This window comes from Rossellomorea sp. NPDC077527, from assembly GCF_044542955.1.
GTDB classification, from domain to species: domain Bacteria; phylum Bacillota; class Bacilli; order Bacillales; family Bacillaceae_B; genus Rossellomorea; species Rossellomorea aquimaris_E.
In genome coordinates, this window is record NZ_JBITVL010000004.1 from 440,372 (window position 1) to 453,255 (window position 12,884).

14 protein-coding genes are annotated in these 12,884 nt (G+C 41.8%); 5 read left to right on the forward strand and 9 right to left on the reverse strand.

The genetic code is table 11. The features are described 5' to 3' along the window. Window positions 1-194 precede the first annotated feature (194 nt). A complete protein-coding gene (locus tag ACIGG7_RS16690) occupies window positions 195-518 on the reverse strand; it encodes a DUF4870 domain-containing protein (protein ID WP_224941309.1) in 324 nt (107 codons plus the stop codon). Window positions 519-730: 212 nt separating this feature from the next. Here ACIGG7_RS16690 and ACIGG7_RS16695 point away from each other — a divergent pair, with 212 nt between their 5' ends. The 4 genes from ACIGG7_RS16695 to ACIGG7_RS16710 all read left to right on the forward strand — a co-directional run bounded on the left by ACIGG7_RS16695 (window position 731) and on the right by ACIGG7_RS16710 (window position 4,157). Next, window positions 731-1,510 (forward strand): undecaprenyl-diphosphate phosphatase, encoded by a 780-nt coding sequence (locus tag ACIGG7_RS16695; RefSeq protein WP_224940519.1) that lies wholly within the window; start codon window positions 731-733, stop codon window positions 1,508-1,510. 11 nt (window positions 1,511-1,521) lie between these two features. Next, window positions 1,522-2,121 (forward strand): undecaprenyl phosphate transporter UptA, encoded by a 600-nt coding sequence (gene uptA / locus ACIGG7_RS16700; RefSeq protein WP_224940518.1) that lies wholly within the window; start codon window positions 1,522-1,524, stop codon window positions 2,119-2,121. Window positions 2,122-2,184: 63 nt separating this feature from the next. After that, window positions 2,185-3,315: an amidohydrolase gene (locus tag ACIGG7_RS16705; RefSeq protein WP_224940517.1), complete on the forward strand. Its 1,131-nt coding sequence runs from the start codon at window positions 2,185-2,187 to the stop codon at window positions 3,313-3,315. Window positions 3,316-3,599: 284 nt separating this feature from the next. Beyond that, complete coding sequence (locus ACIGG7_RS16710) at window positions 3,600-4,157, forward strand: GNAT family N-acetyltransferase (RefSeq protein ID WP_224940516.1); 558 nt, start codon at window positions 3,600-3,602, stop codon at window positions 4,155-4,157. A 67-nt stretch (window positions 4,158-4,224) separates the two neighbouring features. Here ACIGG7_RS16710 and ACIGG7_RS16715 read toward each other — a convergent pair whose 3' ends face one another. The 7 genes from ACIGG7_RS16715 to ACIGG7_RS16745 form a co-directional block, all read right to left on the reverse strand. Continuing rightward, window positions 4,225-4,800: a hypothetical protein gene (locus ACIGG7_RS16715; protein WP_224940515.1), complete on the reverse strand. Its 576-nt coding sequence runs from the start codon at window positions 4,798-4,800 to the stop codon at window positions 4,225-4,227. Between the two features lie 157 nt (window positions 4,801-4,957). After that, window positions 4,958-5,107 (reverse strand): YflJ family protein, encoded by a 150-nt coding sequence (locus tag ACIGG7_RS16720; RefSeq protein WP_224940514.1) that lies wholly within the window; start codon window positions 5,105-5,107, stop codon window positions 4,958-4,960. A gap of 60 nt (window positions 5,108-5,167) precedes the next feature. Beyond that, window positions 5,168-6,238: an undecaprenyldiphospho-muramoylpentapeptide beta-N-acetylglucosaminyltransferase gene (locus tag ACIGG7_RS16725; protein ID WP_397550329.1), complete on the reverse strand. Its 1,071-nt coding sequence runs from the start codon at window positions 6,236-6,238 to the stop codon at window positions 5,168-5,170. Window positions 6,239-6,400: 162 nt separating this feature from the next. After that, a complete protein-coding gene (locus ACIGG7_RS16730) occupies window positions 6,401-7,867 on the reverse strand; it encodes a phytoene desaturase family protein (RefSeq protein ID WP_397550330.1) in 1,467 nt (488 codons plus the stop codon). Next, window positions 7,864-8,958 (reverse strand): glycosyltransferase family 2 protein, encoded by a 1,095-nt coding sequence (locus ACIGG7_RS16735; RefSeq protein WP_397550331.1) that lies wholly within the window; start codon window positions 8,956-8,958, stop codon window positions 7,864-7,866. Before ACIGG7_RS16735 ends, ACIGG7_RS16730 begins: the two co-directional genes overlap by 4 nt. 11 nt (window positions 8,959-8,969) lie before the next feature. Further along, window positions 8,970-9,686 carry a lysophospholipid acyltransferase family protein gene (locus ACIGG7_RS16740; RefSeq protein WP_397550332.1) on the reverse strand — a complete coding sequence of 239 codons (717 nt, stop codon included), beginning with the start codon at window positions 9,684-9,686 and terminating at the stop codon, window positions 8,970-8,972. Beyond that, entirely contained in the window at window positions 9,683-10,450 is a 768-nt protein-coding gene (locus tag ACIGG7_RS16745) for a carotenoid biosynthesis protein (protein WP_224940510.1), read from the reverse strand. The genes ACIGG7_RS16740 and ACIGG7_RS16745 overlap by 4 nt, the downstream gene beginning before the upstream one ends. Before the next feature lie 150 nt (window positions 10,451-10,600). On the opposite strand from ACIGG7_RS16745, the gene ACIGG7_RS16750 reads away from it, so the two are divergent. Further along, on the forward strand, window positions 10,601-11,959 hold the full coding sequence (locus ACIGG7_RS16750) for an MATE family efflux transporter (protein ID WP_397550333.1): 1,359 nt from the start codon (window positions 10,601-10,603) through the stop codon (window positions 11,957-11,959). Between the two features lie 38 nt (window positions 11,960-11,997). Here the strand turns inward: ACIGG7_RS16750 and ACIGG7_RS16755 are convergent, their stop codons facing one another. Continuing rightward, window positions 11,998-12,771 (reverse strand): SDR family oxidoreductase, encoded by a 774-nt coding sequence (locus ACIGG7_RS16755; protein ID WP_397550372.1) that lies wholly within the window; start codon window positions 12,769-12,771, stop codon window positions 11,998-12,000. Window positions 12,772-12,884 lie beyond the last annotated feature (113 nt).

Consider the following 12,884-nt stretch of genomic DNA (forward strand, 5'->3'; position numbering starts at 1 on the left):
TATAAAGTGTAAGAATTTTTTGTCAACTCCCACACTTATTTAATATCCAAATGCTCATTATTATTTCTGATTTTTATAATCATTCCTTTGGCACAAACTCAATGGCAGATCACAATCTGTGGAAGAAGCAACACTCTTTACGTAAAGAGTTAAACGAAAAGAACCCATGTAGCGACATGGGTTCTTCAGCCTGTTCATTTTAATAAGCGAAAGACTGTGGGGATATAGTAGTGTTCTCCTTCGTAGGCTTTTACTGCACCCAGGATGGTAAAGACAAGGGCCAGGACCCCAACGAGCGGCGCCAATATAAATCCGATCAGGACAACCATCAGAATTGAGCTTACCAATCCGTAAACAGCATATGAAATCAGGAAGTTAAAATATTCCTTTCCGTGGAAGTCCACAAATTCTGATTCGTCCTTCTTAATGAGCCAGATGACCAAAGGCCCGATGAAAACTGTGAAGAAGCTTAAGATATAAATTAGAGCTGCCATCATTCTTTCGTCTTTTGTCGGCATGCCAATTCCTCCCTGTTCAAACTCTTTAGCAGATACGTCAATTGTATCCTCCTCTATATTTACGTACTTACCCGAATAAAGTTTCATTCAATATCCTCATTTCTCTTGAATCTTTTGGATACTTCAGGACATCCCTCATGAATCACTAACAATCGGAATATATGTATAAGAAAGGAGTTTGTCCCTTTACGTACAGAAAGGTTGTGATAAACATGAGTAAATTGGAAGCTTTCGTTCTGGGAATCATTCAAGGGCTAACAGAGTTTCTTCCAATCTCAAGTACAGGACATCTTTATCTGGGAAGGTTGATGTTCGGACTGGAGGAAGCAGGGCTTTTCCTCGATACAATGCTCCATATCGGAACGCTGGTAGCTGTTCTAGTAGTGTATCAAAAGGAACTCCTTTTCATGATAAGACACCCTTTCAGCAAATTATCATGGATTCTCATCATTGGCACCATTCCCGCTGTGATTGTCGGCTTTTTGTTCGAGGACTTCTTTGACGCCATTTCTAAGACCGGTTCCACGATCGGATGGGAATTCCTTGCTACAGGGTGCATCATGTACTGGGCTGATGGGGTGAAAAACGGCTATAAAAAACTGGAAGACCTTTCATACACAGACGCACTGGTGATCGGAAGCTTTCAAGCTGCGGCCATCTTCCCAGCACTATCTAGATCCGGTTTAACCATAGCTGCAGGATTGTTCCGGAAACTTGACAGGGAAACGGCTGCCTATTTCTCGTTTCTCCTGTCAACACCAGCCATACTTGGGGGAATCGTGCTGCAGGGAAAAGAGATGGTCGGTGGACATATGGAAGCAATCTCTCTTTCAAGTCTGGCCATTGGAACGGTGAGTGCAGCGATATTCGGCTACTTCGCTATTGTCACCATGGTCAATTTTCTGAAAAAGCATTCACTTAAAATATTTTCATATTATGTTTGGGCTTTAGGAATGTTGATTCTTATTCTTCAGTACTCAGGGATCATGTAGGAGGATTCGAGATGAACCATGATTGGATACTAGACGTCCTGACTTTCCTGACCGATTTGGGTTACGCGGGGATTTCCCTCGCTCTCATGATCGAAGTCATCCCAAGTGAGCTGGTGCTCAGCTATGCCGGCTTTATGGTTAGTGCAGGTAAAATCACCTTTATTGGAGCTTTCTTAAGCGGAGTCATCGGGGGCACGGCCGCTCAATTATTTTTATATTGGCTAGGATATTTCGGCGGGAGGCCGTTTTTTGATAAATACGGGAAATACATGCTCATTCATTCTAAACATTTGATTGCTTCCGAGAAATGGTTTGAGAAGCATGGTACCATTGTCATTTTCACAGCACGCTTTATTCCCATCGTCCGACATGCCATCAGTATTCCCGCAGGTATCAGCCGCATGCCCCTCTCTACATTCAGTCTGTATACCTTTGCTGCCATGCTTCCGTGGACATTATTGTTTATGATCATCGGAATGGAACTTGGTACACATTGGGAGCTTATCGAAGTCATAGGAGTACGCTACATTAAACCACTTAGCGTAATCGCCCTATTCACAACGGCTATGTATCTGTTTTTTTCCATGAGAAGAAATAAAAGGGTGGATTAACTTCTTTTTTTATGGGAAATTGTTTAAAATAAGAAGCAAACAAGCCTTACGAAAGGATACAATATGACTTCGATACTATTAAAGAACGTGACCATCTATCCCATTACATCAAAGCCCATTCAAAATGGATCTTTACTGATAAAAGACGGAATAATCAAACAGATCTCACCCCATGACATAGATGGATATCAGCATTCTACCGTTTATGATTGTCAGGGAAAATTTTTATTCCCCGGCTTCATTGACTGTCATACCCATTTAGGCCTTTATGACGAAGGGACCGGGTGGGCAGGGAATGACGCCAACGAGACCATAGAACCTATGACTCCGCATATCCGCGCCTTTGATGGTGTATATCCGTTGGATCCTGGTTTTAAAGATGCCCTTAAATATGGGGTCACCACCGTGAATGTCATGCCGGGAAGCGCCAACGTGATCGGTGGCACTACCTCCGTCATTAAAACACTTGGCTCCAATATACAATCCATGATCATTAAGGAGACATCCGGATTGAAGATCGCATTGGGAGAGAACCCGAAACGGATCCATAGTAATGGTAATAATGATTCGATTACGAGAATGGGGATTATGGGAATGCTCAGGGAAGCATTCTTTTCGGCAAAATATTGTGACCAACCGGAGGAACTGAGAGTGGCACCGCTGGTATCTGCATTAAAGCGGGAAATCCCGGTTCGAATCCACGCACACCGGGCAGACGATATTTTATCCGCCGTTCGATTTGCAGAAGAATTCAACCTGGACCTTAGGATCGAACATTGCACGGAGGGTCATCTCATATCAGATGAATTAAAAGGGAAAAACCTAAAAGTTTCCGTTGGGCCTACCTTTACCAGAAGATCGAAAGTAGAGCTTAAAAACAAGAGCTGGCTCACTTATCAGAAATTGACGGAAGCAGGTGTAGAAGTATCGGTTACGACTGATCACCCCTATACACCGATTCAGTATTTAAATATGTGTGCAGCGATTGCTGTTCGTGAAGGATTAGATGAACAGAAGGCATTGGAAGGGATTACTATCGCCCCTGCCAGAAACCTTGGTGTGGCTGACAGAATCGGTAGTATCGAAGTGGATAAAGATGCTGATTTAGTCCTTTGGAGCCATCACCCCTTCCACTTTATGTCCAAGCCCCTGGTGACATTCGTGAACGGTGAAATCGCATATCAAAACGTGTAGAAATTTGGTAAAAAATTTTATCAAAAATTAGCTTTTTACCTATTTCCTTTTTGAGATATTTCGTATATGATACAGATGGATAATATATTTCCGATTACATTGTTCTTAAAGACTGTCTATTCATATATTGAACGACTGTAATGAAGGGAAGGCAAAAGGTGCGCCACCAGTTTCTTGACTGGTCTTAGTGGGTTCGATTCCCACCCCGAAATTTTTTAGTTACCATTTAAAAATTTCGAGGGTGGGATCGTACGCACGTAGACTGCCCTCTAGGAGGGTCTACTATGATCAAGAAACGTGAATTACATGAGTGTCATGAACTTTATGACCTGATGGTGCACCCGGATGTCTTTCCTTTTGTGCGTCAAAAGGCACATTCTTATGACGAGCTTCTATTCTTAACGAAGCAAACAATTGAAGCAGAAGATCGTGGAGAGTTGATTTCCCGTACAATTGTGGACGAGTGGGGCAACCCCATCGGCACTATCAATCTTTTTGACATTCAGGAAAATGCAGGATTCCTGGGCACATGGCTAGGTAAACCATTCCACGGTAAAGGATATAACCAGCCGGCCAAGGACGCATTCTTTTCCGAGCTATTTTTTGAGCTGGGTATGGAAACCATTTTCATGAGAATCCGTAAAGTGAATACCCGTTCACAAAAGGCCGCTGAAAAGCTCCCTTATGTCGTAAAGGCAAATGATACAAGGAAATCCCTTTATGATCAATTAAACGCTCAAGAAGAGGTTTATGATCTATACGAAATTCCAAAAGATTTATATACATTGTATCTATATCAGCTGCAACAGTCTCCAGAAGAGGATCAGGCTCTAGAAGCTTAATATCCAGTAAAAAAAGTTATCAACAAAAGTCAGTACTTTTGTGTGATAACTTTTTTATTTTGACTGATTAGAATGATGCATGAATCATAAATAATATGGTGAAAATGAATGCCAGCTTTAAATGCCATGCACCATCCTTTCTCTTGAACCGTTTAAATCCCATGTATACTAGAAAACACAGAACAATACTCGAAAGGATGCCTGTGACATTGGTAAAGTCCCAATGAAAGTCTCTAATCACTGCAAGGGTGCCATGTACGATTACAATTGCTGTTCCCAATAGAGCAAGAGGGACATGAAATTTTCTCAATAACCTGCCTACATATTGTACAGGTCGCTTCAATTCAAGATTTCGCCATTTCACCTCTCTCAAACCCTTCCATTTCATCAAAAGGAAGACCGGAAAAATACTCAGAACGGCAAAATAAACCACCCTGGCTATTGACCCGAACTGCTTAAAAAACTCTTTATAATGGTCTTCCTCTATTAACATAAGGTGATCGTAATAAAAGGAAATGAGGGATATTGCCGCTCCTGCTATACAAAAGGTGAAAATGAAATAAACGATGATGCTTCTACGCTCTTTTGGATTGGGAATTGTACTTGATAAAAATGTGGGATGCTGAGTGTTTTTGGTTTTCATTCGTTAACCCCTAGTATCATAATAGTTTGTACTGTTAGTATAAGCCTCAAAAATGAAAATTACATGAAAATCAAATGAAATAGATGGCTTTGTGTCTAAAAAAAAGAGCCGAACGTACAGGACCCGTGATCAGGACCATTACGCCAGCTCTTCTTTCTTACTTCTTCTTATCCACCTTTTCGAAATACAGGTTCCGGATGACGAAGGTTCTATAATTCTCCAGTTTCCTTTTGTCAACGGGATGATGACTGATTCCCATTTTTTTAAGCTCCTGAAGATACCATCCTTTTGAATACTGATAAGCCATTTCACTTCTCCCCTTCAACCATTTATATACTATATGCTAGAAGGGGATCCCCATGACTTCTTATCTGGACATTGTTGACAGTTCTTCATACATATCTTGAATGGTGAACGCCTTTTCACTCTTATCCATATGATTGACCATGGTGTCTCTGTTTGATTTAAGCTTGTTGACGCTCTGTAAAAAGCTTTCTTCATTCAGCTCTTCTTCTTCCAATTTCATCGCGTATCCATGCTTCACGAAGCTATTGGCATTCAGGATTTGATCGCCACGACTCGCTTCCCTCGATAGTGGAATCAATAGCATCGGCTTCTTTAAGGCAAGGAATTCAAAGATCGAATTCGAACCCGCACGGGATATCACGAAATCCGTCATCGCCAGGTAGTGGGGAAGCTCACTCTTTATGAATTCATATTGGCGATAGCCCTTCTGTTTAAGGTCTTCATCGATATTCCCTTTTCCGCAAATATGGATGATTTGAAACTCAGAAAGCAGCTCTTCAAGATTCCCTCTGACTACTTCATTAATTTTCCTTGCTCCAAGGCTGCCTCCCATGATCATCAGTACAGGCTTATCTTCATAATACCCCGTTAACCTTTTTCCTTCTCGGGCATCACCGGTAAATAATTCCTCCCTGATAATGGCTCCTGCACATATTGATTTATCACTTGGAAGAGATTGAACCGTTTCCGGAAAAGTGGTGAATATCTTTGTTGCAAATGGGACCGCAAGTTTATTTGCAAGTCCGGGTGTTACATCCGATTCATGAATTGCCACTGGAATCCTTGCTATTTTAGCAGCCATTACGACAGGTACAGAAACAAACCCACCTTTTGAAAAAATGATATCAGGCTTTATCTTCCGGATGACAACCAGGGCATCCATTACCCCTTTCATCACACGGAAAGGATCTGAGAAATTTTTCCACGAAAAATATCTCCGAAGCTTCCCGCTTGAAATGCTCTTGTAGGGAATATGGGGAAACTGCTCTGTTATGATTTCTTTCTCGATTCCATCTTCAGAACCTATATACGTTATATCCCAGCCTTCTTTTTCAAAGTGTGGAATCAATGCTGTATTAACCGTGACGTGGCCCGCGGACCCTCCACCCGTGAATAAAATGCGTTTCTTCATATGTAATAAACTCCTAACTCCATAATCTAAAATCCTTCTATCTAACCATTATACACTTTACCAAAAATACAAGCGGGATAGAACCACGAAAATTTGACAAACAGAAGAGAAATTCCTTCCCATCTCCGTTTAGAATCTTTCTCTGGGCATGATAAGAAATGTTCAGTTCTTATCCCTATTCAAGATATAATTCGCTACATTTCTTCCGCTGATGGTCACCATCGGTGATCCTCCCCCTGGGTGAGTCGTTCCCCCGACGTAGAACAGGTGATCAATGTCTTTGCTGACGTTTGAAGGGCGAAGGAAAGCTTCGGTCATCCGGTGGGAGGCCAGACCATAAAGAGAACCTTTATAAGCCGAAAATTTACGTTTAATCGTGTTCGGTGTATAGATTCTTTCTACTTCCAGGGAGTCACGGATGGTTAGACCCTTTTTTTCTAAAGAATCATAAATCTTTTCTTTATAGGAATGGACCTCTTCATTGCTCAATTCAATGGCCGGAGCATTGACAAGAATAAACAGGTTACTACCCTTGGTGATGTTTGGATCAGTAGCTGCCGAATGGCTGATATAGATCGTTGGATCGCTTGGAAGCGTTTTGTCTTTAAAAATTTCCTTGAATTCTTTTTGATAATCGCCACCGAAATACACTTGGTGATGATGAATGGAGTCTTGGAAGGTCCTGAGCCCCGCAAGGATCACAAAGGCGGAAATGGAGGGTTCATACGAATCAAGTTTGCTGTCAGGATGACTCGGTCGATTTTCTTCCTGAATGAGGTGCTTTGTCGCGGTAATGAAGTCACCATTTACAATCACGTCATGTGCAAAAATCGTATCATCATCCGTGGTTTTTACACCCACTGCCTTTTTTCCCTTTACAACGATTTCTTTGACTCCCATTCCCAATAGAACTTGTCCACCTAACTCTTTAAAGTAACGGTGAAACCCTTCGGCAATCCGCGGATTCCCTCCTTTGGTATAATACACTCCTTCTTTCATCTCCAGATGACCGATCAATGAAAAGGTGGCTGGGCACTCATACGGTGATGAACCTATGTAAGTAGCATACCGGTTGAAGACCTTCAGCACCTCCTCATCCCGAAAAAACCTTCTATGGAAATGATCCATTTTCTCTAATGGACGGACCTTCATAAAGCGATAAGAAAGAGACGGGGAAAGATAATCTTTCCATGAGCTGAAAACTCGATAAAAGAAGCCTTTCTCAGCTTGTTTATAAAGAACTTCCACTTCTTTTAAATACTTTCTGTAATGAGATGCCCCATATGGATCGATATTTTCAAGTTCTTTCATCATCTCCATGGGATCCGCAGTTTGATAAAGGATCTTCCCATTTGGAAAGATGTTTTTAGTATGTTTTATCAGCCTTTCAAACTCAAAATATCGGGACGAGTCCCCTCCTGCATCATTGATCACAGATTGAAAGACATGAGGCATCGTAATGGTATTCGGTCCAAAATCAAAAGAGTACCCTTCCATTTCAACCGGCATCATTTTCCCCCCGGGGTGAAGATTCTCTTCTATTACCGTAACGTTATACCCTTTACTCTGAAGGGATATTGCAGCAGATAATCCTCCTAAACCCCCTCCTATGATGATGATATTCTTCATGTATAGGTCCTTCCTTTCCATGTATATCCTTGTTTTTTCAACCCTTTCAGCATGGATGCCCACATGATGCTGATGAAGCAGAGGGAGGCGAAAGGAATCAAAAGAAAATGCCACCTCGATTGATTGGATGCCACATCAATGATCAAGGTTTGCATCCAGATTGCCAGTAAAGGTAGAATGCAGGTCCATTCCCCCGCTACGACACCATATAGAGCCAAGGGAAGAGGTAATATAAAAAAGATAAAATAGAATAGAGAAATAAGGACAACGGATAGTGGACTTCTTCCAGTCCCTGTGTATATATTCTTCAGAAACCCTTCCCATACTTCTTTATTCGTATCGTACATATGACAAGACACATCATGACTAATATTGACAAGTGTCACCTTCCATCCCTTTTCTTTCACTTTCCGCGTGATATGAACATCTTCCAAAAGGGAGGATTTAACGGCTTCATGACCACCGCATTCGTCATATGCTTCCTTTTTGAAAAACATAAATGCTCCATGTGCAGCTGTAAATGCTCTTTTGGTTGTATGATTGGACACGGCAATCGGCAGATGGAAATAAACGAGAAAGTGCTGAAAAGGTACCAACATTTTACTGAGTATGCTCGGTATGGGGAATTGTGGGAATCCCGTAACAAGTCCGGAACCATACCGATTCATTTGAAATAACACTTTCTCAACGATCGATGGAGACACCCTTATATCAGCATCAAGATAGAGATAATACGCCCCCTGTGCATGACTGCTCAGCTCTTTACAAGCGTGTACCTTTCCTACCCAACCCTCCGGAAGCGGTTTTCCATCTATGATCCTGAAACGCGAATCACCTATAGTCAAAGTTGTTAGAAGTTCTCTTGTATGATCCGTCGATCCATCATCTAATAGGATAAACTCCACAGGTGAATGAGTGATCTTCTTGATACTTTCAATGAGTCCTTCAACATTCCTTTCCTCGTTCCTCATTGGAACCAGGACGGAAACCAATTCATCTGTAGTCGTGACTCGGGAAAGTTTGGGTAAGAAAAGCAGGTTGATGAACGTAGCGAGTACGAATAGAAATGGTATTACGATAAATAAATTCATTCAATCACCCCTTACTTTTTTCTCCTCCAGAAGTCCAACCACTCACTAACAGTCGGGAATCCTTTTAGAACTAAATTAAATTTCGATAAGTCTTCTTGTATGATGTCTTCTTTCATCTCATCAACTTTTCTTTCTAAAAGGTGCCTAAGAAGTTCTGTCCGTTCTGCCCTTGATGAAGGATCATCAACATTTTCTTCAACGTCGCTGATTCGGATGAACAATTCCGGTCTTTGGTCGTGACGAAACGTATAATAAAACGTGACCATTGTGATGGTTATATCCGGGTTTCGTTCATACAGATATCCCGGCCCACTCATAAAGGAAATGGGTCTCTTTTCGAGATGTTCTTCCTTTCCTTGAGGAAATATCCACACCGTTTTATTCTCTTGTAAGCATCTTTCTGCAAACTTCAGGGATACGACCAAGTCTTTTGGAGAATACGGATTGACTGAAAATGCTCCGAGTTTTTTAAAGAAAGGGTAATCTTCCATCCCTTTCTGACTCATCATGGCATAGCTGTCTTCGTTTATGATCGTTTGATTTAAGTAAAAAACCATCAAACCGTCCCACCAGCTGGAATGGTTTGCAAGCATCAAATGTCCAGAAGGAGGATGCATAGAACTTCGACAGTCGTCTATCCATACCCGATAAAAATGTCTCTTAAGCTGATGTGTAACGTACCAGGCTAACAATTGTTGAAATCTTTTACTTTTCTGGGGCTGAATCATGTTACCTTCTCCAATCGTTTACGAAGCATGAGAGATACTGAATAACATATGGCAGTGACTATAACAGCAACCCAAAGCCCCTCCGTAATCGCCGTCACCATAAACATAAGAATCACAAGCATGTATAGAAGTCTCATTCGACCACTCCACTTTGGAGATGAAATTTCTTGACGGATAATAAAATAGAGGATGACTTGAATGAAAAATGATACAAAAAACCACCCTGCGAAATTTTGCATTGGAATATCATAGTAGGGTCCCCCTTCATCCCAAATCCAATATTGTCTGCCTCTAAAAGCAACGGGATCGATGATCAAATCCATCGTGACAGCTAACAGTGAAGTGACCGTACTATATAGAAATGCGCCAGACACAGTCTTTGGTCTCATCAGAAGAAATTCAAAATGCGCCATACTGGAAAATATAACCATTACCCAAGCGAAGCCGATTGTGACGGGTACACCGAATAATTGAAACCCGAAGTCCTTTTCATAATGATACGATCCGAAAATCAATCCATAATGAACTCCTAACGACTCGGCTAAAATCGTTAGCAGCATGATGAATGAAGAAATGATGATTCCAAGACCCACCCTGAACTTCTTCATCACATAAAGAATAGCCACAAAACCAGCTAAATATAAAAAAACGGCATTGGCCCACTGTAATGAAGGAGGAACCCGATCAAGCGAAACAAGGATGATTCCCACTCCGTACCATATTAAAAATACGCTCCAAGCCCAATCACCCCATTCCTTTTTCATGACTTTCTCCCACCAGTTTCTATGCATTGTGCCTTAAGAGTATTAGCGTTCATAAGTAAATTCACCCACTCTTTCCTCTTGAAAATATGGTACAGTATGATAGTGAAAAGTTGATTCGCTACCCGAAGGAATCCAGGAGGAATTCATATTATGAGAGAGACCCATACATTCAAAGATAAAATCAAACAACTATCCATCATATTGTTTCCCATCCTGGTCACCCAGCTTGGGATGTTTGCCATGAATTTCTTCGACACAATCATGTCAGGCAAGTATTCACCCGCCGATCTTGCAGGAGTTGCCATCGGGTCTTCCCTATGGGTCCCAATATTTACAGGACTAAGCGGCATTCTTCTGGCGGTGACCCCCATTGTCGCTCAACTGATTGGTGGTGGAAACAAGAAAAATGTGCCTGACACCGTCCTTCAAGGTGTATATGCTGCGATTGCATTATCCATTATCGTTATGGTGGCCGGTGGAATTGTCCTTAAACCGATCCTCAATGAAATGAATCTTGAGGAAGGAGTAAGAATCGTCGCCAGGGATTATTTAATAGCCCTTTCATTCGGAATGATCCCTCTCTTTATCTATAACGTCTTGCGATCATTTATCGATGCGCTCGGGATGACGAGGGTCACCATGTTCATCACTCTTCTTTATCTTCCGATAAACGTAGTATTCAATTATCTCCTCATCTTCGGTGAAATGGGGTTTCCTGCACTTGGAGGAGTGGGAGCAGGGGTTGCTTCTGCCATCACTTATTGGATCATAGCTTTAATTGCTTTTTGGGTGATCCACACGAAAAGACCATTCAGTCAATATTTTATCTTCCGGACCATTCATAAGCCCGACCTTTCAAAATGGAAAGAGCTATTTGTCATCGGTGTCCCTATCGGTTTATCCATTTTCTTTGAAGTAAGTATTTTTTCAGCCGTTACCTTATTAATGAGCCATTATGATACTGTCGTGATCGCTGCTCACCAGGCTGCCATCAATTTTGCCTCTTTCCTTTATATGATCCCCCTGAGCATTTCTATGGCTTTGACCATCGTGGTTGGATTTGAAGTTGGAGGCAAGAGACTCGGGGATGCAAAGACCTATAGTTGGATGGGTGTAGGCTTCGCACTGCTCCTTGCCGTCTTTTATGGGGTGATTTTACTCGTTTTCCGATCAGATATTGCAAACCTTTATTCAGATGATGCCTATGTATTGAAGTTAACGGCACATTTCTTATTATATGCAGTATTTTTCCAACTTTCGGATGCGATCCAGGCACCTGTCCAAGGGGCCCTTAGAGGGTATAAAGATGTCAATATCACCTTTGTGATGGCACTCATATCTTACTGGGTGATCGGCTTACCTTTAGGGTACATCCTTGCAAATTATACGGATTTCGGTCCTTATGGCTATTGGCTTGGACTGACGTCTGGCTTAACGGCAGGCGCCATCACCTTATCAGGGAGGCTACTCTTTATACAGAAAAAATACAAAAAAATTATGCATTCATAGGGTATTGACTGAAAGAGCCACGGCGGTGCCGTGGCTCTTTATTGATGGAACACCTTGCCCAGGACATCCTTGCCACCTGTTACCGGTATGATAGATCCTGTAATGAAATCTGAGTCTTCCTGACAAAGAAACGAAATGATCCTTGCGAGGTCCTCCCCAGAACCCGGTCGGCCAACCGGGGTTTTGGGGTCATGGTGTTCTTTCGCCAAGCTGATCCCCTTTTCCTTCCACTCACCTACGATATCCCCTGGACAGACCATATTTGCCGTTATCCCGTTGTGTGCTTCCTCGATTGAAATGGTTTTAGTGAAGGAAGCAAGTCCAGCTTTAGCCGCTGCGAAAGCAGAACGATAAATCCAACCCGGAGCTGATTCTACCCGATCATATCCAAACGTGATGATCCTGCCCCACTTTTTTTCCCGCATCTTTGGTATCAATAACCTTGATAAGTAAAATACACTATTCAAGTTCCCATTCACGATATAATTCCACTCTTCAGGTGAATAATCGGCAAAGGATTTTCTTTCTTTGACATACGGCCCTGCGTTGTGAATTAATATGTCAACGCTTTCCACCTTATTCCAGATTTCCACTGCCATCCGTTCACATTCTTCCGGAACGGAAACATCCCCCTTTATCGTGATGATGGTGTTGGTATATCGTTTGGCTAAGTCAGATACCAATTCTTCTACGAATTCATCATTACTTCTATAGTTAAGGATAATTGTGTACCCTTGTTTGGAAAACTCTTCGACAGTCTGCCGTCCAATCCCCTTGGATCCCCCTGTTATTAAAACAACTTTATCATTCATCATGTTCACTCCACGTACTCGTTATATTTCAATAGTAAGAAGGATTTTCCCGAATTGCAAATGTAAGCTCTTAAATGATTGGATAAATAGTTGCAAATTGACAGATTCAGGAT

What these genes read in the sequence shown, in the direction of transcription:
- ACIGG7_RS16740 (WP_397550332.1), bottom strand. Translation starts at nt 9,686, where the DNA reads ATGATTCAGCCCCAGAAAAGTAAAAGATTTCAACAATTGTTAGCCTGG.
- ACIGG7_RS16730 (WP_397550330.1), bottom strand. Translation starts at nt 7,867, where the DNA reads ATGAAGAATATCATCATCATAGGAGGGGGTTTAGGAGGATTATCTGCT.
- ACIGG7_RS16710 (WP_224940516.1), top strand. Translation starts at nt 3,600, where the DNA reads ATGATCAAGAAACGTGAATTACATGAGTGTCATGAACTTTATGACCTG.
- ACIGG7_RS16720 (WP_224940514.1), bottom strand. Translation starts at nt 5,107, where the DNA reads ATGGCTTATCAGTATTCAAAAGGATGGTATCTTCAGGAGCTTAAAAAA.
- ACIGG7_RS16695 (WP_224940519.1), top strand. Translation starts at nt 731, where the DNA reads ATGAGTAAATTGGAAGCTTTCGTTCTGGGAATCATTCAAGGGCTAACA.
- ACIGG7_RS16725 (WP_397550329.1), bottom strand. Translation starts at nt 6,238, where the DNA reads ATGAAGAAACGCATTTTATTCACGGGTGGAGGGTCCGCGGGCCACGTC.
- uptA (WP_224940518.1), top strand. Translation starts at nt 1,522, where the DNA reads ATGAACCATGATTGGATACTAGACGTCCTGACTTTCCTGACCGATTTG.
- ACIGG7_RS16705 (WP_224940517.1), top strand. Translation starts at nt 2,185, where the DNA reads ATGACTTCGATACTATTAAAGAACGTGACCATCTATCCCATTACATCA.
- ACIGG7_RS16690 (WP_224941309.1), bottom strand. Translation starts at nt 518, where the DNA reads ATGCCGACAAAAGACGAAAGAATGATGGCAGCTCTAATTTATATCTTA.
- ACIGG7_RS16745 (WP_224940510.1), bottom strand. Translation starts at nt 10,450, where the DNA reads ATGAAAAAGGAATGGGGTGATTGGGCTTGGAGCGTATTTTTAATATGG.
- ACIGG7_RS16750 (WP_397550333.1), top strand. Translation starts at nt 10,601, where the DNA reads ATGAGAGAGACCCATACATTCAAAGATAAAATCAAACAACTATCCATC.
- ACIGG7_RS16755 (WP_397550372.1), bottom strand. Translation starts at nt 12,771, where the DNA reads ATGAATGATAAAGTTGTTTTAATAACAGGGGGATCCAAGGGGATTGGA.
- ACIGG7_RS16735 (WP_397550331.1), bottom strand. Translation starts at nt 8,958, where the DNA reads ATGAATTTATTTATCGTAATACCATTTCTATTCGTACTCGCTACGTTC.
- ACIGG7_RS16715 (WP_224940515.1), bottom strand. Translation starts at nt 4,800, where the DNA reads ATGAAAACCAAAAACACTCAGCATCCCACATTTTTATCAAGTACAATT.